The organism is Streptomyces hygroscopicus (assembly GCF_026168105.1).
Taxonomy (GTDB): Bacteria; Actinomycetota; Actinomycetes; order Streptomycetales; family Streptomycetaceae; genus Streptomyces; species Streptomyces hygroscopicus_D.
On sequence record NZ_LBMW01000001.1, the window covers coordinates 23,362 to 47,793 of the forward strand.

27 protein-coding genes and 4 pseudogenes are annotated in these 24,432 nt (G+C 68.1%); 13 read left to right on the forward strand and 18 right to left on the reverse strand.

The genetic code is table 11. The features are described from left to right. The first annotated feature begins 17 nt into the window (after positions 1-17). Positions 18-218 carry an SCO3870 family protein gene (locus AAW14_RS00120; RefSeq protein WP_265558476.1) on the forward strand — a complete coding sequence of 67 codons (201 nt, stop codon included), beginning with the start codon at positions 18-20 and terminating at the stop codon, positions 216-218. Between the two features lie 88 nt (positions 219-306). Here the strand turns inward: AAW14_RS00120 and AAW14_RS00125 are convergent, their stop codons facing one another. After that, positions 307-477 (reverse strand): hypothetical protein, encoded by a 171-nt coding sequence (locus AAW14_RS00125; RefSeq protein ID WP_265558477.1) that lies wholly within the window; start codon positions 475-477, stop codon positions 307-309. Between the two features lie 95 nt (positions 478-572). On the opposite strand from AAW14_RS00125, the gene AAW14_RS00130 reads away from it, so the two are divergent. From AAW14_RS00130 to AAW14_RS00140, 3 genes are all read left to right on the forward strand, one after another. After that, complete coding sequence (locus tag AAW14_RS00130; protein ID WP_265558479.1) at positions 573-860, forward strand: tyrosine-type recombinase/integrase; 288 nt, start codon at positions 573-575, stop codon at positions 858-860. Beyond that, positions 857-1,192 carry a helix-turn-helix domain-containing protein gene (locus AAW14_RS00135; RefSeq protein WP_265558480.1) on the forward strand — a complete coding sequence of 112 codons (336 nt, stop codon included), beginning with the start codon at positions 857-859 and terminating at the stop codon, positions 1,190-1,192. The genes AAW14_RS00130 and AAW14_RS00135 overlap by 4 nt, the downstream gene beginning before the upstream one ends. Before the next feature lie 131 nt (positions 1,193-1,323). Further along, entirely contained in the window at positions 1,324-2,748 is a 1,425-nt protein-coding gene (locus AAW14_RS00140; RefSeq protein ID WP_265558483.1) for a hypothetical protein, read from the forward strand. Here AAW14_RS00140 and AAW14_RS00145 read toward each other — a convergent pair. The 3 genes from AAW14_RS00145 to AAW14_RS00155 all read right to left on the reverse strand — a co-directional run bounded on the left by AAW14_RS00145 (position 2,745) and on the right by AAW14_RS00155 (position 4,305). Beyond that, complete coding sequence (locus AAW14_RS00145) at positions 2,745-2,951, reverse strand: hypothetical protein (RefSeq protein ID WP_265558485.1); 207 nt, start codon at positions 2,949-2,951, stop codon at positions 2,745-2,747. The genes AAW14_RS00140 and AAW14_RS00145 overlap by 4 nt on opposite strands. 124 nt (positions 2,952-3,075) lie before the next feature. Then, complete coding sequence (locus AAW14_RS00150; protein ID WP_265558487.1) at positions 3,076-3,369, reverse strand: DUF1330 domain-containing protein; 294 nt, start codon at positions 3,367-3,369, stop codon at positions 3,076-3,078. 138 nt (positions 3,370-3,507) lie between these two features. Further along, a complete protein-coding gene (locus AAW14_RS00155) occupies positions 3,508-4,305 on the reverse strand; it encodes an ABC transporter permease (protein WP_265558489.1) in 798 nt (265 codons plus the stop codon). A gap of 181 nt (positions 4,306-4,486) precedes the next feature. Here AAW14_RS00155 and AAW14_RS39635 point away from each other — a divergent pair, with 181 nt between their 5' ends. After that, positions 4,487-4,789, forward strand: a complete 303-nt coding sequence (locus tag AAW14_RS39635) for a hypothetical protein (RefSeq protein ID WP_416223221.1) — start codon at positions 4,487-4,489, stop codon at positions 4,787-4,789. Positions 4,790-5,012: 223 nt separating this feature from the next. On the opposite strand, the pseudogene AAW14_RS00165 reads toward AAW14_RS39635, so the two are convergent. Beyond that, positions 5,013-5,256, reverse strand: a pseudogene (locus tag AAW14_RS00165) (IS701 family transposase); the annotation flags it as partial. A gap of 880 nt (positions 5,257-6,136) precedes the next feature. On the opposite strand from AAW14_RS00165, the gene AAW14_RS00170 reads away from it, so the two are divergent. Beyond that, a complete protein-coding gene (locus AAW14_RS00170; protein WP_265558490.1) occupies positions 6,137-6,637 on the forward strand; it encodes a hypothetical protein in 501 nt (166 codons plus the stop codon). A 71-nt stretch (positions 6,638-6,708) separates the two neighbouring features. On the opposite strand, the gene AAW14_RS00175 is transcribed toward AAW14_RS00170, so the two are convergent. The 5 genes from AAW14_RS00175 to AAW14_RS00190 form a co-directional block, all read right to left on the reverse strand. Further along, positions 6,709-7,035 (reverse strand): transposase, encoded by a 327-nt coding sequence (locus AAW14_RS00175; RefSeq protein WP_322741001.1) that lies wholly within the window; start codon positions 7,033-7,035, stop codon positions 6,709-6,711. Between the two features lie 225 nt (positions 7,036-7,260). Beyond that, positions 7,261-7,416 carry a polymorphic toxin-type HINT domain-containing protein gene (locus AAW14_RS39640; protein WP_416223235.1) on the reverse strand — a complete coding sequence of 52 codons (156 nt, stop codon included), beginning with the start codon at positions 7,414-7,416 and terminating at the stop codon, positions 7,261-7,263. Between the two features lie 139 nt (positions 7,417-7,555). Beyond that, positions 7,556-8,554 (reverse strand): SIS domain-containing protein, encoded by a 999-nt coding sequence (locus AAW14_RS00180; RefSeq protein ID WP_265558493.1) that lies wholly within the window; start codon positions 8,552-8,554, stop codon positions 7,556-7,558. A 35-nt stretch (positions 8,555-8,589) separates the two neighbouring features. Continuing rightward, entirely contained in the window at positions 8,590-9,570 is a 981-nt protein-coding gene (locus AAW14_RS00185) for an ROK family protein (RefSeq protein ID WP_265558495.1), read from the reverse strand. 131 nt (positions 9,571-9,701) lie between these two features. Beyond that, on the reverse strand, positions 9,702-11,171 hold the full coding sequence (locus tag AAW14_RS00190; protein ID WP_265558497.1) for an APC family permease: 1,470 nt from the start codon (positions 11,169-11,171) through the stop codon (positions 9,702-9,704). A 150-nt stretch (positions 11,172-11,321) separates the two neighbouring features. On the opposite strand from AAW14_RS00190, the gene AAW14_RS00195 reads away from it, so the two are divergent. The 3 genes and pseudogenes from AAW14_RS00195 (at position 11,322) to AAW14_RS00205 (ending at position 13,767) form a co-directional block, all read left to right on the forward strand. Further along, positions 11,322-12,524 (forward strand): ROK family transcriptional regulator, encoded by a 1,203-nt coding sequence (locus AAW14_RS00195; protein WP_265558499.1) that lies wholly within the window; start codon positions 11,322-11,324, stop codon positions 12,522-12,524. A 64-nt stretch (positions 12,525-12,588) separates the two neighbouring features. Next, a pseudogene (locus AAW14_RS00200) lies at positions 12,589-12,924 on the forward strand (transposase domain-containing protein); the annotation flags it as partial. A gap of 402 nt (positions 12,925-13,326) precedes the next feature. Further along, on the forward strand, positions 13,327-13,767 hold the full coding sequence (locus AAW14_RS00205) for a VOC family protein (protein WP_265559237.1): 441 nt from the start codon (positions 13,327-13,329) through the stop codon (positions 13,765-13,767). A 550-nt stretch (positions 13,768-14,317) separates the two neighbouring features. On the opposite strand, the gene AAW14_RS39645 is transcribed toward AAW14_RS00205, so the two are convergent. The 3 genes from AAW14_RS39645 to AAW14_RS00215 all read right to left on the reverse strand — a co-directional run bounded on the left by AAW14_RS39645 (position 14,318) and on the right by AAW14_RS00215 (position 16,426). Further along, a complete protein-coding gene (locus AAW14_RS39645) occupies positions 14,318-14,509 on the reverse strand; it encodes a DUF6098 family protein (RefSeq protein ID WP_416223222.1) in 192 nt (63 codons plus the stop codon). A 29-nt stretch (positions 14,510-14,538) separates the two neighbouring features. Then, positions 14,539-14,766 carry a DUF5133 domain-containing protein gene (locus tag AAW14_RS00210; protein ID WP_265558501.1) on the reverse strand — a complete coding sequence of 76 codons (228 nt, stop codon included), beginning with the start codon at positions 14,764-14,766 and terminating at the stop codon, positions 14,539-14,541. A gap of 244 nt (positions 14,767-15,010) precedes the next feature. Continuing rightward, positions 15,011-16,426 (reverse strand): sugar porter family MFS transporter, encoded by a 1,416-nt coding sequence (locus tag AAW14_RS00215; RefSeq protein WP_265558502.1) that lies wholly within the window; start codon positions 16,424-16,426, stop codon positions 15,011-15,013. Between the two features lie 467 nt (positions 16,427-16,893). Here AAW14_RS00215 and AAW14_RS00220 point away from each other — a divergent pair. The 4 genes and pseudogenes from AAW14_RS00220 (at position 16,894) to AAW14_RS00235 (ending at position 19,705) form a co-directional block, all read left to right on the forward strand. Next, a pseudogene (locus AAW14_RS00220) lies at positions 16,894-18,148 on the forward strand (IS256 family transposase). Between the two features lie 85 nt (positions 18,149-18,233). After that, positions 18,234-18,575: an ArsR/SmtB family transcription factor gene (locus tag AAW14_RS00225; RefSeq protein WP_265558504.1), complete on the forward strand. Its 342-nt coding sequence runs from the start codon at positions 18,234-18,236 to the stop codon at positions 18,573-18,575. A gap of 3 nt (positions 18,576-18,578) precedes the next feature. After that, on the forward strand, positions 18,579-19,085 hold the full coding sequence (locus AAW14_RS00230) for an SRPBCC family protein (RefSeq protein ID WP_265558506.1): 507 nt from the start codon (positions 18,579-18,581) through the stop codon (positions 19,083-19,085). Next, positions 19,085-19,705, forward strand: coding sequence for a dihydrofolate reductase family protein (locus tag AAW14_RS00235; RefSeq protein ID WP_265558507.1), 621 nt, complete (start codon positions 19,085-19,087; stop codon positions 19,703-19,705). The genes AAW14_RS00230 and AAW14_RS00235 overlap by 1 nt, the downstream gene beginning before the upstream one ends. Positions 19,706-19,942: 237 nt before the next feature. On the opposite strand, the gene AAW14_RS00240 is transcribed toward AAW14_RS00235, so the two are convergent. The 5 genes and pseudogenes from AAW14_RS00240 to AAW14_RS00260 all read right to left on the reverse strand — a co-directional run. Further along, the gene (locus AAW14_RS00240) at positions 19,943-20,425 is read right to left on the reverse strand and encodes an asparagine synthase-related protein (RefSeq protein WP_265558509.1); all 483 of its coding nucleotides are present in this window, start codon (positions 20,423-20,425) and stop codon (positions 19,943-19,945) included. Positions 20,426-20,449: 24 nt separating this feature from the next. Further along, positions 20,450-20,884 (reverse strand): VOC family protein, encoded by a 435-nt coding sequence (locus AAW14_RS00245; protein ID WP_265558511.1) that lies wholly within the window; start codon positions 20,882-20,884, stop codon positions 20,450-20,452. 527 nt (positions 20,885-21,411) lie between these two features. Next, positions 21,412-22,545 (reverse strand): hypothetical protein, encoded by a 1,134-nt coding sequence (locus AAW14_RS00250; RefSeq protein WP_265558514.1) that lies wholly within the window; start codon positions 22,543-22,545, stop codon positions 21,412-21,414. A gap of 1,358 nt (positions 22,546-23,903) precedes the next feature. After that, positions 23,904-24,059 (reverse strand): hypothetical protein, encoded by a 156-nt coding sequence (locus AAW14_RS00255; RefSeq protein ID WP_265558516.1) that lies wholly within the window; start codon positions 24,057-24,059, stop codon positions 23,904-23,906. Positions 24,060-24,067: 8 nt separating this feature from the next. Then, a pseudogene (locus AAW14_RS00260) lies at positions 24,068-24,387 on the reverse strand (transposase family protein); the annotation flags it as partial. Positions 24,388-24,432: the final 45 nt, after the last annotated feature.

Consider the following 24,432-nt stretch of genomic DNA (forward strand, 5'->3'; position numbering starts at 1 on the left):
GCTTGGAGGAAGTACTCATGAAGAAGGCCCCATTCGGCCCACTGACTGCCGCGATCGTGGCGCTCGGGGTGGTGCTTGGTTTCCTGGCGCTCCAGCTCCGAGCGGACGGCTACGAGCAGTACGTCGGATCCGTAGCGAACGCCAGCTGCCTGATGTACTTCACCGCGGCCATGGTGGTGGTCACATGGGTCCGCGACCGTCGGACGCACTCTAACTGAGTTCCTCGGTGAGAAGAGGCGGCGGGTGCCAGGGCATTGCCCTGGCACCCGCATTTTCTTCAGGTCATGGTCACTCTCGACGGCGCGCTCAGGAGGCGAGTGTCTGGCGCCCGCTTGGTGCCGCGCCGAGATGCAGAACTGAGCGCTTGTAGACACCTGCCGTCAGCCACGCGGCCCCGCCCGTTGCCACCGTCATCAGCGACGCCGCCGCGCCCTGTTCCCAGAAGCTGACCTCGTGGACGGCGGCCGGCATCGGCATCAACAGGCAGGGGAACGGAGGACATCCGCCGAACGCGCCACGCTCGACCAGGGCGTGACCGTACGACGGGGCAAGGGCTACACCCTGCGCATTTGATGCGGATCGGTTGCCAACGCATCAACTCCCGCTTCATCACCTACCGCAAGGCCCTGGGCCTGGACGCCGGGCTGGACTACCACTCCTTCCGAAGGTCCTACGTCACCCACCTCATCGAGGACGGCTGGGATCCCCGCTTCGTCCAGGAACAGGTCGGTCACGAGCACGCCAGCACTACGTCCATCTACACCTGCGTATCCTCGGACTTCCGCACCCGCACCCTGCGCCGGCACCTGGACGCCACCGTCGCCGCCGCCCTCCAGGTCCAGAACGGGAAGCAGGCATGAAGCACAAGGTCGGCTACAGCTGGCGGTTGCGTGAGGTGATGGCCCAGCATCGCATCTTCACCGCGACCGAGTTGGTCCCGCTGCTGCGCGAACGCGGCATCGACCTGTCCGCCTCCCAGGTTCACCGCCTGGTCTCCGGAACCCCGGAGCGGCTGTCGCTGCAAATCCTGTCCGCGCTCTGCGACATCCTCTCCTGCACCCCGGCCGACCTGGTGGCCACCACCGCTGAGAACGCCGGCGTCCGCAAGACCGCCACCGGCGACCTGCGTGCCTCGGCCGCGAACGTCGCGAAGCTGCGGCCCCGTGCGGCCCGCATCCTGCCCGACGCATGAGCCGGCCCTACGCCACTGACGAGCAGTACGAACGCTGGTTCATGGCCGACTGCTCGCGCTGCGGCCAGCGCAGACACAAGGCCGGCACCTGACCGGACGGATACGTCTGCCGGACCTGTTCGGACCGCGCGGTGCGAACGCGAGGAACCTGCCCGGGATGCGGCCAGGACCGTGCCCTCCCGGGGCGTCACCCCGTCGATGGCTCCGCGATCTGCACGACCTGCGCCGGCTTCTCCCAGACCTTCGACTGCTCGCGCTGCGGCTTCGAGGGCAAGCTCCTGGGCGGACGGCTCTGCGCGCGGTGCACGCTCGCCGACCGGCTGACCGCCCTCCTGGACGACGGCACCGGCCGCGTCCGGCCCGCGCTGACGCCCTTGTTCAACCTGCTGGTGGCCATGGACGAGCCCAGAAGCGGCCTGGCCTGGCCGGCGATGCGCCGCGGTCAGCCGGGAAACGCCTCCCAGATGCTGCGGCGGTTCGGTCTCGGACAGGTCCCCCTGCCCCACGACGCCTTCCACGAACTACAGCCCTGGCGGGCAGCGGCTCATCTGGAAGAACTCCTGATGACCAGCGGAGTCCTGCCGGCCATCGACAAGTACATCTGCTCCTTCCAGCGATGGCTGCCCGGCCACTTGGCCGACATCGCCGATCCCGAACAGGTCAAGACGATCAAGCTCTTCACGACCTGGCACGTCCTTCCCCACCTACGGGAACGAGCCGATCGGAGCCGGATCACACCGAGCGTCCGCCGCTTCGCAGCCGAGCAGATCAAGTACGCGACGGCCTTCCTGCAGTGGCTCAGCACCCGGAACAGCACCCTCGCATCCTGCGGTCAGCTCGACATCGACGCCTGGTTCCAGGAGAAACCCGAACACGGCCGCACCTGCCTGAGGGCCTTCCTCAACTGGGCCAGTCAGAGCCGCCGTTGTCCACGCTCTCTGTCCATCCCCGCTATGAAGATCTCCCGGCGCCCCGCGCTGAGCGAGGACCAGCGGCTGGCGGCTCTCGGCCGACTGCTGACCGACACGGACACACCGATGCGCCTCCGCGTCGCCGGCGTCATCGTCCTTCTCTATGCGCAACCCCTGACCCGGATCGTCCAGCTGACGGTCGACGACGTGCTCCATGAGGGGAAAGCCACCCTTCTGCGGCTCGGGGAGCCCGCGTCCCCCGTCCCCGCGCCAGTGGCAGCCCTGCTACTGACCTACATCGCGGGCCGCGACAACATGAAGACCGCCACCAATCGGGCATCGCGCTGGCTCTTCCCCGGCCGCCGGGCCGGCCAGCCAGCCGTCCCGACCACCTCTCCGCGCTCCTACGCGAGATCGGCATCCCGGTCGCCGCCGCCCGCGGCGCCGCCATCCGACAGCAGCTCCTCGAACTGCCCGCCCCCGTCGTCGCAGACGCCCTGGGCTACCACGACAAGACCACCAGCCGCCTCCTCAAAGAGACCGGCGGAACCTGGGGCCGATACGCCGCCGACGATCACACGAGGTCTCCCGCCGGTTGGACTCCTCGGGGAGTCATGCCCGCCCAGGCCAGTCACTCACGTCTAGGCAGTCCCCGGAGGCAGGCCGCTCTCGACCAGGTGGAGGTGCCGGACGAGTTCCTCCAGGCCAACCTTGAGCGAGGCCTTGTCGTTCTCCCTCAGCACCGTCGAGGCGGAGGAGACCTTTCGCTCGTTGCTTCTCGCGCCCCACTGCTTGGCCATCTTGACGTAGGTCAAGGAGACGTTGAGCCTTGTGGCAACGGCTGACATGCTGCCAGCCCAGCTTTCAAGGTGAGTCGCAAGCCAACTCTGGTCGCGTGCCTGCCCGGCGGTGTGGTGCTTCTTCTCCGTCGCGGTGCCCGTCGGAGCTGGACGCCGGGCAGGTCGCCGACTGTCAGTCGATGCCTTCGATGATGCGGAAGTCGCGCTCGACGCCGTCGGAGAGCGCGACCAGTGCCTCCTGGTAGGCCTCACTCTCGTGGGCCGCGAGGGCCTGTTCGAAGCTGTCGAACTCGATCAGGACGGTGCGCTCGGCGATTCCGGCGTCGTGTGCGACGACCCGACCGCCACGGGCGAGGGGCCGCCCGCCCCCGACCCGGACGGCCGGACCGGCCAGCTTGTTGTAGGCAGCCAGCTTCTCAGGGTCTGAAATGGTGCGGTAGACACTGACCCAGTAGCCTTTTGGCACGGAACCCCCAGTGTTCGTAAGAGCACATCTGACTTCGAATATATAATTCAGTTCGATCGTACCCAACGACGGGACGCCGGGGTGGTTCGGAGAACGCGCCGGTCAGCCGACCCGGCGGTCGCCGTGAGGAACTCGCGGTCAGCATCCCGAGTAGTAGGCAGCGTCGGCGACCGGCCGGGTCCCGTTGCGCATCGGCCGCAGGCACAGCGTCCGTGCCAAGCTGGCCGTGTCGGTGTCCTGGAATGACCCGTTCGGCGCTGGCGGAGCGGCACGTTGGATGGCTGAAGTTGCCTCGTCTGAGCAACCTGCGAAGTCGGCGACGGTGACACCGCCCCTGTCCTCATCACGCTCGACGTCTGCACCGAGGTAGAAGAAGGTGACGATCAAGCGGTGCTCGACCTCGATGCTCGCGGACCAAGCGGCCAGGAGCGGTGCCAGCTGTGATCGGGCTTCGTCCACGGCCAAGGCCGTGGACGGCGAGGCGTCGAGCCGCTTCTCACTCAGCAACAGGTCCCAGCCGTCAGCCCTGTAGGTGACGGGGAAGGCAGCCTCGTCCCAGCTGAGTGGGTGCTGGTCGACCCACTGAACCGAATATTGCAGTGTACGAATCCGCTCGCTTTCCACACGACCAGTGTCGCGTCCGACTGAGAGCGGCGCTCCCCGGAGGCGGTCATCCATCGGGCTGATCTTTTTGAAGAACCGGTGACCGTTGAATACGCGAGCCCACCAATACCGAGGCCGGAAGCCAACGCTGCTGGTGTCCGTCACCGCCGAGGTGCCGATCGCCACCGCCGCCAGCACTCCCATCTGCACGAATGCGCTGATCCCGATCCCGAGCACCTTGCCAACCAGCAGCCGCAGTGGCGTCAGAACGGACAGCAGGACCTCGACCACGCGGGTGGACTTCTCCTCGACGACGCCCTGGGACACCACCATGCCGACCCGCGCGGTAGTGCGCGGGGCAGGACCGCTTCGACGCGAAGAGCGCTGCTTTTCGTCAGAGGATCCGCAAACGACCCGGCCTGCACCAGCCCCTCGCCGCCGTCCGCGTCGGCGGCACCCTCCCGGTCAGCGCCCGTCGAGTGAATCCTGCGCCGGGCGGTCCGTATGGAGTGGCATGGCCCGCGTGCTCGGCGAGCTGCCAGCTGTTCTTCCGGCCGACCGGGCCGAGCAGGCCGCGCACGTGATCCCGCATCCGTTGCCGCGGCTCTACCCGCCCGAATCGCTTGCCCACCCGCAGCAGCAGGGACTCCAACTCACTGGCCCACAGACCCGCTTCGACATCCGACTCCACGACTGGCTCAACGCACTTCGATCGGGTGAGTCACGAACCACCGCCCCCCTGATGGGGCGTCAGTCAAATAGACTCGAAACCGACGCGCTGACCAGCGCAAATGGAGAAACGCGACTGGAGTATTAGTACTCCAGCAGCGGCTCGTGTCCTGAGCTGCGTTTTCGGTAGTGGCAGCTTCGGGCGATGGCTGGCGGTGTCTTCTCCAGGCCAACCATTTCAGTGCGTGCGTGACGGGTTCGTGAGTGGGGTAGGAGAGCGTTCGGGAGTCGCCGGATCTCTGCCACGGTGAGCGGGATAAGGGCTGATCCGTTTCTGCAGCCCCCTTTGTGTCACTGCTGGCCTTGGCTGCAAGTGCGGCCAGGACAGCGTGGGCGAGCATGGCCAGGGTGATGTGCCGGTACCAGCCCACGTATCGGCGAACCTCGTACTCGTCCAGGCCTGACTCGTTCTTCGCGGCCCTGGGAGCATTCCTCGATCGCAAAGCGGCTGCCGGCGACGCGGACCGGCTCGGCGATCTCGATGCCGACGGGGGCGTAAGTTAGGTGGTAGGCGATCTCGCCGGGGTTGGACAGGCTGCGGCGCGCCATCACCCACCGGTGGTGGGTCGGCGGGTCGGGATCGAAGATGATGTTGACGGGGAGTTTGGCCGCGGCTCAGTCATAGCTCTGATCTGCACATTAGGCCGGGGCTGCCGGGCCGGATGGCCAGCAGCGGACGCGGGCAGCGCCGCCTCCCCGGCCAGAACCGCAGTGGTGAGGACAACAGCAGCCAGACGGCAAGCAGTCGTGGAAGTGAACACAAGTTCCCCGTGCGTGGTGCGGGCACGCCCCGCGCAGCATGCGGCCGCGCACGAGCGGCGCGATGTGCGGATGCGGGGCCGGGTTGGCCACGCATTCACGCTCTGCAGCCCAAACGCGCAGAGTCTGGATGATCCGCCGGGCCAGACGGTCGGGCGGGAGAGCGAACGGGTTGGCAGACTACGGCAGGAGTAGCAGCCGTCAGGAGATGCCGCTTCAGGCTGCAGCAGCGTTCGGCCCAGCACCCCAGCAGATAGTCGTGTCGACGACGGCGTAATTGGTTCTGGCGGCGATTCCGTGACTCCCCAGGTCATTGCGCGACTGCCGGAACGTTTCTTGCGGGCATTGCCCAGGTATGGGGGCCGCGAGGGTCGAGGATGTGTTGTTTACCGGTATCGATGTGCGTGTCACGCCACAAGGGCTTCCTCGCCCGGCTCGGCACATCTGCCGGTACCTGCCCTCCGGCGCGGACCCTGGTGCTTCAACTGAGGTTGAAGTAGGGGGCTTGGTGTCGGCGTGAGCCTTGGCGGGGAATGGCTGATGGCCGGTTAGCGGCCGTTGACGCGGCACGGGACCGGGTGGAGTCTTCCCATCGGTATCGGCGGAGCGTCCCCCTTTTGCCGGGTCTGTCGGCTGTGGGCGGGGCCTCACCATGCGATGTGATGGAGGAACAGTGATGAAGCGTTCATCGATTGCCGCGCTGGCTCTCGTACTTGCGTCCTCAGCGGGATTCGCCGCGGCTCCCGCCGCGCAGGCTTTGCCGTCCCGGGCGGCCTCGAAGCCGGGACAGGCTGTCATCCTGGCCTTCAAAGGCAGCCATCCTGAGCTGAACGGTCTGCGCGTGAAGGCGCTAAGTTCCCCGGCCATCTACCTGATTCTCGACGGGCGACGTCGTTGGATCCCCAACCCGGCCACGTACAACAATCTCTTCCGAGACTGGAACGGCATCCAGTCGGTCGTCGACATCGGCAGTATCGACTCCGGCAGCGCGCTGTCGGACGGTGCTTTCCTCGGCAAAGCTTCTAACGCTCCCGCGGTGTATTTGTTCAGCAACGGCGTCAAGCGCTGGATCACCAGCCCGGCCGCGATGGACAAGTACTACTTCGACTGGCGGAAGATCCAGACGCTGCCGCCCGGCGCCGTGTCCTCGATCCCCACAGGCGCCCCAATCTCCTGAACGCTCCCCCGGCCCCTGTCATGTGGACGACGACGTAATTGGTTCTGGCCACGAATCCGTGAATCTCCAGCTCATGCGCGAAGCGGAATTCGAGTGCGGAGGAGACGAAACGAGGCCCGGCCGTACACGGCCCGCTTGATCGTCTTGATTCGGTTGACGTGGCCTTCGACGATGCCAGAGCTCCACGGCAGAGTGAGGCCGGCGGTCACGGCTTGCAGGTCGAGGCACAGGCACTGCGCGAAGGAACGGATGGGGGCCGGCGCGTCGCGCCCGGCCTCCCGGACCCACTCCAACAACTGGTAACCGCACCGTTGTTGGAGCAGGTCGTGGAAGGTGCGGGCGAGATCGCAGGCTCGGGCGATATCGGGACACGCGAGCCGAGCGGCCAGTGCGGTCAGCGGGTAACTGCAGGGTCCTACACAGGCGTTCGCCGGGACGGCCGCCCCAGAAACGTCGCGATGAAAGCATCCATCGCCGCAGCCCGGCGCTGTGACGCCGGTACCGTTCGCTCAGGTCTGGGACCCGCTCGGCGAACGTCCGCCCTTGAACACGAGGTTCGCTCGCAGAAGTAGCGGCGCACCTGAGCAAGATCACCAACAGCCTTCCCACCAGCGGACGTTCCATCACGCAGGGACCGATGTCGAACCTGCAAACACGTAGTAGGTGTGGAAGCTTTCGACGGTGAGGTTGTAGGTCCGTACGCGCTGGTAGAAGGCACGGTTCGCCTGTACGCGTACCATGCTCCCGCCGCTGCTCAGCAGGGTGGAACCCGGTCGCAGACACGAGGCTTACAAGCCACCGCTGGGCTTCCGCCCGAGATTGCGGCTGTTCCAGCTGCCGGCCAGTTCGTCACCACTGGCCGACGCCGTGTCCACCGTCTTTCGGCGCACTGGCCCGAGGCGCTGATCGGATGCGTCATCAGTGGGTGAGCGTGACCTTGTTCAGGCCGGTCGGCCGGTCCGGGTCGATGTGGAGGGCGCGGGCCGTGGCCAGGGCGAGCTGCTGGCCGCGGACCGTGGCCAGCAGCGCCTCACCGAGGTGGCCGAGCGGCGGCCAGGGCACGTCGGCTTCGGGTGCGGTGCCCAGCAGGCATGTCTCGGCACCGCGCTGGGAGAGGTCCGCACGCAGCGCCCGGGTGTCGTCGTCGGCAGGACCGGAGCCGGCCAGGAGCACGGCGGGGGCGTTCGGGCCGGTAACGGCGATCGGGCCGTGGCGGAAGTCGGCCGTGGAGAAGCCGTGGGCCATCAGGCCGGTTGTCTCCTGCAACTTGAGCGCCGTCTCCAGGGCAGCCGGGTAGCAGGCACCGCGCCCTACGACCGCCAGCCGGTCGCATCCGGCGAGCACCCTGGCGGCGTCCTCGAGCCGCCCGGCGGCGGCCAGCACTCGGGCAACGGCCTCGGGAAGCTCGGCGGCTTGACGCTGCGTCAGCCCTCCCGGGCCCAGTCCGGAAGCGACCGCGAGGACAGCGAGCATCTGGCCGGTCACTGTCTTGGTCGCCGGGACCGCCTGCTCCAGCCCGGCGTGCAGAGGGACCGCGAGATGCGCCGCGTCGGCGAGTGCCGATTCGGCGTCGTTGGTGATCGCGACGACCTTGGCACCCGCAGCGGCATAGCGCTGGGCCAGGTCGACGATCTCCGGGGTGCGGCCCGACTGCGAGAGGGCAACCAGAAGCCAGCCGCGGAACCGGTCAGGGTTGCGGCCGTAGGCGGTGGTCAGGCTGGGCGCGACCATGCAGGTGGGGAGCCCGGTGTTCAGTTCGACGGCATAGCGGCCGAGCAGGGCGGCGTGGTCGGAGGAGCCACGGGCGAGGAAGGCGACACCAGTTGGCAGGCTCCCCGGAAAGACTGCCGTGGCCAGCTTGCCGATGGCGGCGAAGCGTTCCGCCAGGGCAGCAAGCACCTCCGGTTGCTGATGCATCTCTGCTTCCATCCAGTTGCCGGTCTGGCCGGGGATCATCGAAGGCCTCCAGAAATCACGGTTCCGGTGTGGGTGAGGGGTTCACAGGCACGGGCGCTGTCCAGGGCGAGCGCGACGGCGCCGTGCAGCGAGGCGTCCTTGAGGAAGCGGGCGGCGCGGATCTCCGGCGGGAAGGGGACCGCCTGGGTGACGGCCCGAACCAGTGCCGGGAGGATGGTGTCGGCGGCGGCCATCATGCCGCCGCCGACCACGATCCGGGCCGGGTCGATGAAGACGGACAGGTTGGCCAGGGCCGTGCCCAGCACCTGAAGCATCCGCTGCACCAGTTCGCGGGCCGCCGCGTCGCTGCGCCGGAAGAGCTGATAGCCCGTCGACTCCTCGCCGAACAGGGCGGTCGCCTGCTCGCCGAGGGCTTTGCCGGCGACCGCCTCCTCCAGGGGCGCGCGTCCGGCGGTGACGGCGTCGACGGGGGCGTCACCGGGGTTCATGTAGCCGATCTCGCCGGCGGCCTGGTGAGCCCCGGACAGCACCTGCCCGCCCAGGACCAGGGCCGCGGCGATGCCGGTGCCCAGGCTCACATAGATGCCCGGGTCCGCCCCGCACAGCGCGCCGAACCTGGCTTCGGCAAGTGCACCGGCCCGCACGTCGTTGGCGACCGCGACCTCGGGCACGCCGAATTCCTCCGCGAGACGGTCGGCGAGCGCGAGCCGCTCCCAGCCGGGCAGGTTGGGGGTGAGCAGGATGCGGTCCGGCTGGATGACGCCGGGGGCCACCGCCGCCCAGCCTGCCACCGACAGTCCGTACCGGTTCAGGGATGTCTGCTCCAGCTCGCGTACCGACTTGGAGGCGAGGGAGATTACCTGGTCCGGGCCGAGTTCGGCGCGGGTGTCCAGTCGTGTGCGGGCCAGCACGAGTCCCGTCCCGTCGGCGAGGGCGATCTCTGTTTTGGTGCCTCCGAAGTCGACACCGATCACGGTGCAGGCGCTGGTGCGGTGGTGTGTAGCGGATTGAGGCATGCGGGTAGTCCTCTGGGGAGCTGCCCGGCCGGGATGCGCGTCAGCGGGGTGGCGGGCGGGCCCGGCCGGGAGTTCGGACGGATCGGGTCGCCTCCGCGGTGCTCTGTGGCAGAGGCGGCGTGCGGGGCGGGTCAGCCGACGGTGCCGAGGGATTCGGCTTGCTGGGCGGTCAGGTACTCCTGGCGTATCTCCTTCGGGCCGAAGGGCCAGGCACGCTCGGCTCGGGACCAGACCAGGTAGGCGGCGCCGCCGAGGGCCACCCAGGCCAGTGACCACTCGATGGGGTGGACACCGGCGTTGGCCTTGTCGGCGTAGCCGTAGATGACCAGCCAGCCGATGCCCGCGACGACACTGGGCAGGGGGTAGAGCAGCATCTTGTAGGGGCGGCGCAGGTTCGGCTGGCGGCGGCGGAGCACGGTGACGGCTGCGATTTGGGCCAGCGCCTGGATGATCACCATGACGGTGGTGAGCAGGGTGATCAGGATGGTCAGGGGTGGGTGCGCGGCGGAGGTGCCGACGTGCCGGGCGAGCAGGAACCCGGCCGCGGTGATGACGCCCATGGCGGCCAGGCCGAGGACGGGGAACTGGTGCTTGGGGTGCAGGCGGCCGAAGGCCTTGAAGAAGACTCCGTCGCGTGCGGCACCGAAGGGGACGCGGGAGCCGCCGAGGAGTCCGGTGAAGACGGAGGCGAGTGCGGTGACCAGGATGAGCACGGTGACGGTGTCGGCGGCGCCCTTGCCGAAGGTCTTCTCGAGGACCGCGGAGGCCACGGACTGGGAGGCGACGTTGTTGGGGTCGAGCATGTCGTGCCAGTTGACGACGCCCAGGACGCCGATCTGCAGCAGCAGATAGACGGCCATGATGGCGAGGATGGCGTAGACGATGGACCGCGGCAGTACCCGGCCCGGGTTCTTGACCTCGGCCCCGAGGTAGGCGGTGGTGTTGTAGCCGAGGTAGTCGTAGATGCCGATGGTCAGTCCCGATGCCAAGCCCAACCAGAAGGCACCGTGGGTGAGTTCGACGGCATGGGCAGGCCAGGTGAAGGCCATCGAGGCGTCGAAGTGGGTGAACGCGGCGAGGATCACGGCGAGCACGGACACGATCATCACGGTCCACATGACGACGGTGATCCGTCCGATGTTCTCGACCTTGCGCCACAGCAACAGTACGACCAGCGCCACGACGCCGAGGCCGACCAGGTCACCCTGGCCCGTTGTCATCGACGGCCACAGGTAACCGAGGTACTGGACCAGGCCCTGGACGCCGGTGGACATGATCAGCGGGATGAAGAGCATGGCGGTCCACACGAACAGGAAGGGCATCAGCCGTCCGGTCCGGTACTGGAAGGCCTCGCGCAGGTAGACGTAGGTGCCTCCGGATCCGGGCAGCGAGGCGCCCAGCTCGGCCCAGACCAGGCCGTCCGCGAGGGCGAGCAGCGCGCCGGCGATCCAGCCGATGACGGCCTGCGGCCCGCCGAAGGCGGCGACCATCAGCGGGATGGTGACGAAGGGGCCGATGCCGCACATCTGACTCATGTTGATGGCGGTCGCCTGGAACAGGCCGATCTTTCTGGAAAGTCCGGGAGTCTCGTGGGTTGACAAGGCTGCCTCCGGGGAGAGGGGGTCGAGGGCGAAAGTAAAGTTAAATTCCTTTACTAATGACGTCAAGGGCGAGGCCGGTCACGGACTGCCTACAGTTGCTTCTGACAGGTGGCCCGACACCCGTCGGGGCCGGAGCGAGAGCGGAGGACCGTGGACGAGCAGCCCTGGAACCGGCAGCGCCTGCGCAGCAACAACGAGTGGCTGCTGCTCGAGCACCTGCGCAATGCCGCCCCGGCCTCCCGGGCCCAACTCGCCCGGGTCACGGGACTCTCCAAGCCCACTGTCTCCAGCGCCCTCGCCGCGCTGGAACAGCGCGGGCTGGTGCGTGAGGCGGGGACCGCCCTCCCCGAACGGGGCCGCACCGCTGTCCTCTACGAACCCGACCCCACCGCTGGCTATGTCCTCGGCATCGACATCGGCCGGGCCCGGCTGCGCGCCGCTGTCGCTGACCTCTCCGGTGAGGTGCTCTCACGGATCGACGTCCCCAACACCGGCCGCACTGCCGCCGCCCTGGCCGATGCGGCAGCCCGAGCGGCCGGGAAGGTAATGGACTCCGCTGATGTCTCCGCCGACCGGGTCGTCCACGCCGCCGTGGGTACCCCCGGAGTCTTCGACCCCGAGGACGGCCGTGTACGTTACGCCGTCAACCTGCCCGGCTGGGGCCGCGCCGGACTCTTCGACAAGGTCCGGGAGCAGCTGGGCGGCAGCGCACTGGAGCTGTCCGTGCACAACGACGCCAACCTCGCGGCGCTCGGCGAGTACGCCTTCGGAGCGGGCCGGGGCAGCAAACTCTTCGTCTACGTGCTGATCGGCACCGGCCTCGGCATCGGCATCGTCTCCCACGGCGAACTCTTCACCGGCGCCCACGGCGCGGCCGGCGAGGTCGGCTTCCTCCCCCTGTCCCTTGGCTCCCCCGAGCTTCTGCGCCACGGCCCGCGCCGCGGCGCGCTGGAGGAGGCGGTCTCCGCCGACGCCGTGGTCCGAACCGCCCGCGAACTGGGGATGACCGGGCGGCTCACCGCCAAGCGCATCTTCGACGAGGCCCGCGCCGGCACGCCGGCCGCGGTGGCCGCGGTGCGGCAGGAAAGTGAACGCCTGGCCCTGGTCGTCGCCGCCGTCTCCGCCGTGCTCGACCCCGACCTGGTCGTCCTCGGCGGTGGCGTCGGCCGCAGCACCGACCTCCTCCTCGCCCCGGTCCGCGCAGCCCTGCACCAGACCACCCCGCTGCGCCCCGCCCTCGCCCCAAGCGAGCTCGGCGACAACGCCGTCCTGTTGGGCGCCATCGCCACCGCCCTTCGCAGCGCCCGCCCACGAGTCTTCAACCTCCCGACGAACCAGACGCACGCGAGCTGACGGCTCCCGCTCAGCAGCGGCTGCGGGGTCTGCTTCGCACGAGGGGTGCCGGGCCGAGGTCATCATGGCCCGGCGGTCACGGGTAGCTCCTGGAGCATCCCGTGCCCCGGGACAGCAGCGGCCTGTGAGTGTCGAGGTCACTGTCCGAGGGGACTCCGTTGTCTGTCCGGTGTGCCACCGCAGGCGTTTTTCGGGACCGGTCGTGGGTGTGGCTGCCCGGTCATTTAGGGGTGTTGACAGGTGGGTGCCGCCGTCGCTGGTGGACGAGGTGGTGCACGCGTCCGGCCGGGGCGAGCGGCGGATGCGACCCCTGCCCGCCCCGGTGATGGTTTGCTTCGTGCTGGCCGTGGCGCTGTTCCCGGGCTGCCGATCCCGCCGGGCGTGGGCGGCGTTGAAGGCCAGGTGGCCCGGGTCGGTCGTGGCCGACCCCTCGGCGGCGGCCTTATGCCAGGCCACGTGTCAAGTGTCCAAGATCCGGGGGCAGGCCCCGGCCGACCAGCCCGGCAGCTTACGACTTGGTACGCGATTGAGGTCGGGACGTGCTGGCCTGGTGGATTGTCCGGCCGCCCGCCGACGGTCGTGGCCGCGCCGTTCCCGGAGCGCAGACTCGCGCTGTGCCGCCCACGGGCCAGCCACTTCCTCGATCAAGTCGCCGAGACGTGCACGATCAGGGCCGCAGAAGGCAGGATGGGACAAGGTCGCGCGGCCGAGAAGGACGTCACAATCCACTCAACCTGCGGGGCCGTCGTCATGTCACGGCCGACCCCGCGCTACCGCGTACCGAGTCGTTAGGCTCAGAGACATGACTATTCAGCGGATGGACAACGTCGCCATCGTCGTCGACGATCTGGACGCGGCAGTCGCCTTCTTCACCGAGCTCGGCATGGAGCTGGAAGGCAAGGCGCAGATCGAGGGCCTCTATGCGGACCGCACCGTCGGACTCGACGGCGTCCGGAGCGACATCGCGATGATGCGGACCCCGGACGGCCACAGCAAGCTGGAGCTGACCAAATACCACACCCCCGCGGTATCCGACGCCGAGCCGCGGAACCCTCCGCCCAACACGCTGGGCCTGCATCGCGTCATGTTCGCCGTCGACGACATCGACGACACCATCGCCCGCCTGCGCGCCCACGGCGCCGAACTCCTCGGCGAGGTGGCGCAGTACGAGAACATCTTCCGGCTCTGCTACCTCCGCGGCCCCGCAGGCATCATCGTCGCCCTGGCCGAACAGATCGGCTGACGCGGGCCTGCCGCGCGAGGCATGTCGACGGTCAGCACCGCTATGACGCATCCACGATAGGGGCGGTGCGGGCTGCTGTACGAGCCCGGAGATTCCGCCGGCGGGCGGTGTCGGGCGCGGGGAGGACTTCGCGGGCCCGCACGGCCGCCCAGCCGCTGGTGCCGAGGGGGAAGTCGGCGTTCCGCCGTTCGGCGGCGGCCGTGCGAGCTGGACGAGCGGCTCGCGCGGCAAGCGACTGCGTTGCACACCTCGGCGCCGGCCGTCGATGGCCTCCCCCGCCGGGGGCCCGGTCGGTGGCACATCGTCCTTCCGCCGATCCGGCTCTCCAAAGCGTGGGTCCAGCCCCGGCGTCGACCAGGGCGCCCGACAACGCAGGCGCACGGCCCGGGCCCGGGACGCCGGCCGGCACCGCAGCCGCGGGGTGCCGTTCGTCGTGTCGTACGGGCTCGGGCGTGCGACGAGGCGCCGGCCCTGACAGCCGGCTTCCTCAACCCGAAGGCCCCGCTGGCCGAGGAGGACGTCACAATCCACTCAACCTGCGCGGCCGTCGTCATGTCACGGCCGACCCCGCGCTACCGCGTACCGAGTCGTTAACGCCGGTCAGGTCATTCGTACTGCTCACGTCCGTCAGAGCGCGGTCCGGGCCGCGGGACCAGCGTGCGCAGAGGCAACGGCGACGGATGACGAGCCGGATCAGCTCATCGAGGCTGGTGAAAGTCGGCAGGTCGGCGGCGGTGCTCATGGTGGTGCCGGGTCGGATGCAGCAAGCAGTCAGGGGGCAAGGACGGAGTCGTCTTCGGTACGGGCTCCGGGCAGCTGATGGCGAGCGGCGATGAGGGCGGTATCGATGTCGCGCGTGCCGGTCGACACGCACAATGTGTACGCGACGTCATTCATACGCTGGCGCACACCCTCGCTGCCGTCTTCGGCGTGCAGGATGCGCAGCGTCTCGTACTGCTCGATCAGGTTCTTCAGCACGGCGGGGTGTGCCATGAGCATCGAGAGCCTCCCTCGTCTCCGCTACTCGCACGGGTCATACACCGACCCGTGTGCCCCGGGCCCCGGCTGCCAATCCCATGCATATGGTGCAAGCAGCCGCAGCGCGGGGCGCCGGCCCAGCGCCTGAAGCAGGTCGTCGGTCTTCACATGGAGTGCGGTTGTGAGGGTGTCCAACTCCGTCTTCACACACTGACGTTGGACGCCCTCGTCCCATGCCCGCAGCCGATTGGTCCTGCTCAAGCAGTCAGACGCGAGCGAAGTCGCGCGGGCGGAACCGCCCGCTCTTCAGGTGCCTCTCGATGTCTTCGAGGCTGTGTCCGGTGAGCTCGGGCATCCGCCACCACACGAACAGCCACGCCGCGACGTTGAACATCCCGTAGATCCAGAACACCTGGCCCACACCGAAGATACTGATCATCGTCAGCAGTGTGAGCGTGATCAGCAGGTTCGTGCCCCACAGAGTGGCCGACTGCACGCTTGTGGCCGCCGCACGCACCGCCAGGGGGTAGATCTCGGAACCGGTCAGCCAGCCCATCAGCTGGAGCCCGCCAGCGTTGAAAAACATGAAGGCTAGCAGGCAGGCGACGATGGGTGGCACGTAGGCGCGGCCGGAGTGGCCGGTGACGAAGAAGGCGCCGAGCGCGAACAGGCTGAGCGCCGTGCCGGGCACCATCACCAGAGTCAGCCGGCGGCGCCCGACCTTGTCGACGATGATCAGGCCGACCACCATCATGACGAGGTAGACCGTGCCCAGCGCCACGCTGACCCAAAGCGCGGTCGTCTTGGAGAAGCCGTTGTCGGTCAGGATGGTCGGAGCGTAGTAGATGATCATTTCGATGCCGGACAGCTGGGTGAACAGGGCAATGCCGCAGCCGACTGCCAAGGCCGGCCGAACCCATGGCTGCCGCAGCCCGCTCCAACCGCGGTTGCCTCTGCTGGTCCGCTGCTGGCGTCCCTCCAGAGCGACGATCTCTTCGAGCTCGGAGGAGACGTCGTAGCCGTCGGGCCGCAACCTGTAGAGCACCTTCTGCGCCTCCTCCACGCGACCGAGGCCGAACTTGAGCACCAACCACCGAGGGCTCTCGGGCAGGCGCAACTGCAGGAGAAGCATCACCAGTGCCGGTGCGGCGGCTGCGCCGATCGCCTCCCGCCAGGAGACCGCCTCGCTCGCACCCACGAGCGTCGCGACGACGATGCCGACACCGATGGCGAGTTGGAAGCAGAGCACCAGACGTCCGCGGATCGACTTGGGGGCCAGCTCGGCAACGTACATGGGTACGGTCTGAGTGGCGCCGCCGACGGCGAAGCCGAGCAGCACCCGGGCCAGGGCCAGACCGACCGCAGTGGGTGCGAGTGAGCTGGCCAGGCTGCCGAGGACGAACACCACGCAGATCATCAGGATCGTGCGGTGTCGACCGACGCGTTCGGACAGCAGGCTGCAGGCGAGGGAGCCGACCACGGCACCCAGGAGGATCGCGGCCGCGATCACCTCCTTCATGGTGTTTCCGATGTGGAACTCCTTGGCGATCTGGAGCAACCCGCCGGAGATGACGCCTGTGTCGTAGCCGTACAGCAGCCCGCTGATCGCGGATACCACTGCCGCCATCAGCATGCGCCCGTTCAGGACACCGATCGGTGGCGCCTTGTCTTCACGGGTCATGGTTCCTCCAGGACGGTGAGTGGTCCTGGCCCGCGTGGCTCGCTCGGTGGGCAGGACGGGTGGCACCGCACCCGTCCGTGGTGTCAGCGGCCGACTCGGTGTCATCGCCATGCTCTGCTCAACGGCGCCCGTCGGCCGCGCGACACGACCGAACCGGCGTGACTGTCCGGGGCACACCGCCGACTCGGCGGAGCCCTTGACGCGCTACGGCCATGATGAGGCCCGCGCGTGCGGCGCCGCGCTATTGGGCCTCGCTGGTCGGTTGCGGCTTGTGACAGCCGGTGGCAGGGCAAGACCCGCAACTCCCGCTCCACGGGCAACGGCAGCGGATCACCGCTCCGGGAGCAATGCTCGGGACTTGTGGATCGGCTCCGGGGAGCACGCGAAGGGCGTACCTTCCCGGGTGATTGATCGCCAAGTCACCGAGTTGAGGCCCGCGTTGCAGCGCGGGCCGGGAAAGCACGCCAGTGCTCAGCGTAGTCAACGCCGACGGTTCCACCGAGTCCGGCTCTTTGATCGACGAGATCGTTCGCGAGGGCGCTCGGCGGATGCTCGCCGCTGCGTTGGAAGCCGAAGTTAACCAGTACATAGCCGAGTTGGCTGGCGAGACGGACGAGCGTGGTCGCCGGCTGGTGGTCCGCAACGGCCACCACCGGCCCCGCATGGTGGCCACCGCCGCAGGACCGGTCGAGGTCACCGCGCCCCGGGTCAACGACCGCCGCATGGATGAGGAAACCGGCGCCAGGCGACGGTTCTCCTCCAAGATCCTGCCGCCGTGGTGCCGCAAGTCGCCCAAGGTTAGCGAGGTACTGCCGCTGCTCTACCTGCGTGGACTGTCGTCCGGGGACTTCATGCCCGCCCTCGAGCAGTTCCTCGGCTCGGCGGCCGGACTGTCACCGGCCACGGTGACCCGTCTGACCAAGCAGTGGCAAGACGACCACACCGTCTTCCAACAGCGCGACCTTGCGGGCAGCGACTACGTCTACGTATGGGCCGACGGCGTGAACCCCAAGATCAGACTCGGCCAAGCCCACTCCTGTGTGCTGGTCCTGCTCGGCGTGCGCCTGGACGGCACCAAGGAACTGGTCGCCCTCGCGGAGGGCCTGCGGGAGTCTGCCGAGTCATGGGCCGACCTGCTGCGCGACTGCCGCAGGCGCGGCATGCGCGACCCCGAACTCGTCGTCGGTGACGGCGCGATGGGGCTGTGGAAGGCGCTCACGGAGGTGTTCCCCCGCCGCCCGCCACCAGCGGTGCTGGGTCCACAAGGCCCGCAACGTCACCAACGCCCTTCCGAAGTCCGCACAACCGGGCGCGACCAAGGCGATGCAGGAGACCTACAACGCCGAGGACCGCACGCACGCCGAGAAAGCGATCGAGGCATTCGCGAAGATCTACGGGTCCAAGTTCCCCAAGGCCGTCGCGAAGATCACCGACGACCGCGAGGAGCTGCTGGCCTTTTACGACTTTCCCGCCGAACACTGGATCCATCTGCGAACGACAAATCCCATCGAATCAACCTTCTCGACGGTCAAGCTCCGGACCAAGGTCACCCGCGGCGCCGGCAGCCCGGCCGCCGCCCTCGCGATGGTGTTCAAGCTCGTCGAGTCCGCTCAGGAACGCTGGCGGGCGATCACCGGGGCACACCTCGTGGCCCTGGTCCGCTCCGGCGCCCGGTTCGAAAACGGCGTCCTGATCGAGCGGAAGGAGGCCACCGCAGCCTGATCAAGCATGCAGATCGCGATCCAACAAGACTCGCCCGGTTCCCGACCGGCTTGTCGCATGCCGATATAGGCATATGATGGTGGCCATGGCACGAGCAGCGACGACGTCGGACGTCTTCAACGCGATCGCCGAGCCGCAGCGCCGGAACATCCTGGCGCTGCTGCAGGCGGGTGAGCGGCCGGTGACCGACCTGGCGCAGGAGCTGGGGATGACCCAGCCGGGGGCGTCCAAGCACCTGCGGGTGCTCCGGGAGGTGGGGCTGGTGCGGGTCCGCGGGGCGGGCAAGCAGCGCCTCTACGGCCTGGACGCCCGTGGGCTGCGGCCGGTCCACGAGTGGGTCGGCGGATTCGAGCGGTTCTGGAACGAGAGTTTCGACCGGCTGGACGCCTATGTGCAGGACCTGAAGCAGACACGGCAGGAGGATTGACCGATGCCAGGAGCAAGGCAAGAAGCACAGGCGGAGCTGGCGACGGCCGACCGGGAGATCGAGATCTCCCGGGTCATCGACGCCCCGCGGGAGCTGGTGTTCGAGGCGTTCACCGAGGTTCGGCACCTGTCGCGGTGGTGGGGTCCGGAGGGGTTCACCACCACCACGCGGTCCTTCGAGTTCCGCGAGGGCGGGGAGTGGGACTTCGTGCTGCACGGGCCGGACGGCACCGACTACTCAGAGTGGATCCGCTGGCTGCGGATCGCCCCGCCGGAGCGGATCGCGCTGCTGCATGGTGAGTCCCGCGACGACCCGAACGCCTTCGAGTCGGTCCTGACCTTCGCGTCGGACGGCGAGCAGACCCGGATCGTGATGCGCACAGTATTTCCCACCAGGGAACTGCGCGACCAGGCGGTCGAGAAGTACCACGCGATCGAGGGCGGCCAGCAGACCCTGAGCAACCTGGCAGCCTACGTCACCGAGATCCTTCGGAAAGGGGTGGAGGGCTGATGGCCGGGAAGGTGTTCTTCAGCGTGTCGATGTCGCTGGACGGTTTCATCGCACCCGAGTCCCTCGGAGACTTGATGGGGCAGCAGTGGATGGAACTGCAGCAGTGGATCTTCCCGCAGCGGTTCTTCCGGGAGAACCTGAAGCTGGGCGAGGGCGGCGAGGAGGGGCGCGACAACGACATCCTGCGGGAGACGTACGAGCGCACCGGCGCAAGCGTCATGGGCAAGCGCATGTTCGACGCCGGCGAGCAGATGTGGCCGGAGGAGGCGCCGTTCCACACGCCGGTGTTCGTCGTGACACACACCAAGCGTGACCCCTGGGAGCGGCCCGGTGGGACCACGTTCCACTTCGTCAACGACGGTATCGAGTCCGCGCTCGACCAGGCCCGCGAGGCCGCCGGCGACCGTGACGTCCGCATCGCGGGCGGCGGCGCGACGATCCTGGAGTACGTGAACGCCGGCCTGATCGACGAGTTCTCGATCGCGCTGTCGCCCGTGCTGTTCGGCTCCGGAATCCGCCTCTTCCAGGGCGTGGACGCGCCCAGGGTCGCGCTCGAGCCGGTCGGTTCGGAGCCGTCGTCGCGGGTGACGCACCTGACTTACGCCGTGCATCCACGATAGCCACACCACCACTCGACCCGATCGACCCGAGCACCCACGGCGTACACGCCTGAATCAGCAGGCCACGACGGCCAACCGCGAATAGCCGCAATACCTGATCCACAACTATTGACTATTGCTCCCGCTCCGGCACCACCCGACTCTGCGCGGCGTCGCTCCCGGCCGCGCAGCCGTCGGCTGACCGCTGCTGTTACTGGCTGTTCCGACCGTCCCCATGAGCCAGGACGCTCCGCGGCTTTACAGGCCGCTGCGGCCCCTCCGCCTCGGGGGGCCGCACCGCACGTGTTGAGGCAGGCCAGTGAGCTGGTTCGGCACGCGGCCGCAAGCCCGGAGTTGTTGATGGCGGAAGGCGACTTGGGCCGTGGCGTAGCGAGGCACGCCCAGCAGCTCGTCCGAGCCGTCCACCGACAGCAACACGTCCACGCCGTACGCGCCGGCGCGGGAGGCCGTCGCCGCGTTCACATCCGGCCGGGGGTCCAGACGCAGGCCCACCGCACTCCACACCGGCCGCAGTTCCACCGGCTCCCGTCCGGGCTCGACGACCTCCAGCTCCACCCCGGTCAGGTCCAGGTCCCGCAGGATCCGGGCCACGACCGGCACACGGCTTTCGCCCCGGTCATCGGTCATGTCCGCCGTGAACGCGATCGCCCGACGGCCTTCCGCGACCGCATGGGCGTGCAGGAGGGCGGCCAGGGAGGCCAGGCCGCCCGAGACGGACACCCCGATCGTCTCGACCCAGGACGCTCAGTCGAGACAGAACTCGTTGCCCTCGATGTCCTGCATCACGATGCACGACTCATTGTGGTCATCGGCAACCAGCAGTCGCACACGTATCGCGCCGAGCGCGACCAGTCGTGCGCACTCGGCTTCGAGCGTGGCGAGGCGCTCTTCACCCACGAGCCCGGTGCCGACTCGCACGTCAAGATGCACCCGATTCTTGACGACCTTGCCTTCGGGGACGCGCTGGAAGAACAGCCGCGGGCCCACGCCTGAGGGATCGCTGCAGGCGAACGCTGAACCCTGCCGCTCGGGCGGCAGAGAGCGATCGAAATCGTCCCACGTAGCAAACCCCTCCGGTGGCGGCGGTACGACGTACCCCAACACCTCGCACCAAAAGCGAGCGACACGCTCAGGTTCTGCGCAGTCGAAGGTGACCTGGAACTGCTTGATCGATGACATCGGCGCACCATAGCAGGGGGACCGCGTTGCTCATTTCCCGGCATGGATCCGCATGTTGTCGGGAGGACGTCCCCTGCTAGCCGCTGCTGTGTCGTGCGGTCGCAGGGGGTGAACCACTGTCGATGCCTCCAAGGGGTTGCCCGCCGTTCCGGACCAGACCGCGGCCACGGCCCTCGCCGCGTTTCCCGACGGCAGCCCGCCGATCCGGGACCGCACCTACAGGTGGACAGTCCGCGAGAACGACGCAGCCCTGGCGGCGCAGCCCACCGGTGGGAGCCAGGACCCAATCCTGATCAACCACCCTCATACGGAAGATCAGTTACGGGACACCCTTTACAGTGGCTAACAGAATGAGGTGGATCGAAGCCGTGAGCCGTGTCCGGGCGGCGAGTCGAGCGCTGTCCGACGTGTGGGGGCAGGTGCGTGCCCGCGCTGGCCCTCTGATGTGCTGGGCCGGGCGCCCCGCAACGGGCGGCGCCCCGCACCGGAATCGGCGGTCGGTGCGGGACGCGGCATCGGAGGTTGTGTCAGCCGACGCAGCCGGTGACGATGACGGGGCTGCCCGCGCAGTTGGTGGGAATGTTGCGCCGGATCTCCGACCGGTTCACCGTGAACTGCGTGTCGGTCCACACGCCGCCCGGTGCGACGGTCGAGGCGTTGTTGTTCACCTCACTGCGATCGAGCGTCACCGCACCGCCGGGGTTGTAGATGCCGCCGGCCTGTGACGTGCCGGAGCCGTTCGCGCTGTTGCGGTCGACCGAGCTGTCCCGCAGCACCAGAGTGCCGGCGGGATTGTTGTAGATGCCGCCGCCCTGGCCGTTGGAGCCTCCTGCGACGTTGCCTGAGACCTCGGTCTTGATGAGCGTCAGCGAGACCGCGTTCCAGATCCCGCCGCCCTGCGCACCTGTGGTGGTGTTGTCGATGATCTTGCTGTTGATGAACTGGACGGGGCCGCTTTCTGTGTCGATGCCACCGCCGTCAAAGCTGCTGGTGTTGTTCTTCAGGGTGGTATTGCGGAAGACCGCGTTACCGTCCTCGTGACCGATGGCCCCGCCAACCCCGGCGTTGTTGTGTGTGAATTCGACGGTGTCGGTGGTGACGGTGCCGTCCGATTGCAGGCCTCCACCCTCTCCCGCGTTGTTGAAGGTGAACTCGCTGCGGGTGATGTACGCCGTGGCGCCGCCCACGACAAAGACGCCGCCTCCCTCGATGTCGGCCTGGTTGTTGTCGAGGGTGACCTCGTCGAGCTTCAGATTGCCGGAGCTGTCAACGAGGATGCCTCCCCCCGCATCGGGCGCGTTGCCGCCGCGGATCGTGACGTCGTCGAGCCGGAGGTCACCGGTGGAGGTGACGTGGAAGATGCGGAAGGCACCGGCCGTCAGCCCGTCGCGGACGATCGTGGAGTCGCGGCCCTCGATGGTGAGCTGCCTGTCGATGGGGGGCAGTCCGTCGGCGCCGGCGTAGGCGGTGGTCAGGTGGTAGGTGCAGTGGCGGGCGAGGACGAGGGTGGCTCCCGCGGGCGCCGTGGCGAGCGCGTTGATCAGGGCCGTGGTGTCGCACCGCACCGAAATGCCGGGGGCCGCGACGGCCGGTACCGCGCTCACACCGTTGACCACGATCGTGGCCAGGGCGGCAATGCCGGACAGGGTGGTGTATCGCATGGCTCTCCTTGAAGCGCAGGGAAGCCCGGAGCAGAGACAAATCCCTCGCCCATGTCCCGGACACTGGGAGCAAAGCCGCCCCCCGCACCCCTTCCCGTGCGCCGCAAGGCCTCCTCACCCACACACAGCAGCAGATTCGGTCAAGAGGCCGCATCATCGTCCAACCAGCCTGTACGACCATGACACTTCCCGCCGCCATCAACGGAGGTCCTCCACGCGCGGGAACGCAATCCGCGACCTGGCCGCAAGTCCCTGCACGGCGTGATGCGGCCGTTGCCCAGGAACCGGACGTCCTGGAACACCTCGCACGCTGTACGCCCCTCAGCAACCACCGTCAGGGGCACACCCCGAGCAGGCGTTCTTGCACAACGGCCCCGAAATGAGCCGTCATGCACCAAAGCGCGTCACGGGGGCTCGCACGCCTCTCGGCGGCGCTGCTTGCATGGGAGACAACTCACCAAGCACACATCGTCAGGGGGACCATGTGAATCTCGCCCGAAAGCTGGCAGCCGGAGCCATCGCGGCCGACCTCACCACCGCTGGCGTCGTCACTGCAACCCCGGCCAGCGCCACGAGGGAGAGGTCCGTGAGGGCACCACGCAGTATACTGCGCGCGTTCGCAGTCATCAGTCTGGGTGATCGCAGCCGCGCCGGCTTCGGCGACACCACAGGCTCCAATCGTCACCGACGTCTCCGTCAAGGTGACATCCGCGAGGGGCTCGGTACTACCCTGCGCGCAGCAGATTAAGGCGCAGGCGCCAAAATCCTGGTCGCCCAACGCTGTCGCCAAGGCAGTCGCAACACTTTGCGGCTTCAAAGTCAGCCACGCCGAAACGACTAGCCCGTCAACGATGCATCCGCTATCGACGGGGCCTGGCAGTTTCTGCACAAAAGCAGACGACGGCATTCCCACCGTCGAAGACGTGAGAATCAGTTGGTGCTTTGGGGTGCACGCCGGCACTCCAGGATGGGCGCAGCCAACTAGCCTGCATTGCAGCCAGTCTGCGACCGGGTTCGCGATCGATCTGAAAGGCCCGTGCCAATGGTATGGGCAGAACCCGGCTTTTGGAAATGGAGACCAAGCGTTCGGCGCAACCGAGAACTTCACTAGTAGCGCCAAAGTTTTTGGGGTTGGGTTTAGCGCTGATCACTATCTGAACGTAGCGACACACTGGGACGGCAGGAGTTGCATGAGTAACGACGAAGATACCGCCGGTAGCTGCTGGTTCTAGCCTCTTGTGGCCCCCATCGCGAGATGGGGGCCACTTTGGCGGATCTAGAGCTCTGCTCAGAAGAGTTCAGCGCGAAGCGGGAAATTGATGAGTCCGATGACGGCGTCAAGGGTCTCGGCGAGCTTCTCAAATTGGGGCACGGAAGCGCCCGCCCTCCTCGGAGAGGATCCGCCAACGCTTGAAGCGGGCCACCGTGTGCTCGACGTCCGCCGGAGGCCGCCCGGTCTGCCCGTAGCCCAACGGGATCTGCACATCGGGGAACCACGGGTCGCACTGCGGCATTTCCAACCTCAGCTCGAGGTTGCTACGTGGAGGGCGAGGACGGCCTTGACCAGGTCGGTGATGCGGGTGGTGCTGCAGCGGAGCTTGTGCAGGAGGCGCCAGGACTTCAGGGTGGCCATTGCCTGTTCGCAGACCGCACGGATCCTGGCGTGGGAGACGTTGACGGCCTTCTGGCCTTCGGAGAGCTTCTCCCAGCGGCCGCGGTAGGGACGCGCACGGCGCTGCCGGCGCCCTGATACCCCTTATCGGCCCAGCAGCGCACGCTGGCCTCGGTCAGCGCCGCCATCACGCCGTGGGTGCGGGCGGCTTTGACGTCGTGTACCGCGCCACGCGCAGATAGGCGCGGGGGTACCCGTGACAGCACGGCAGGCAC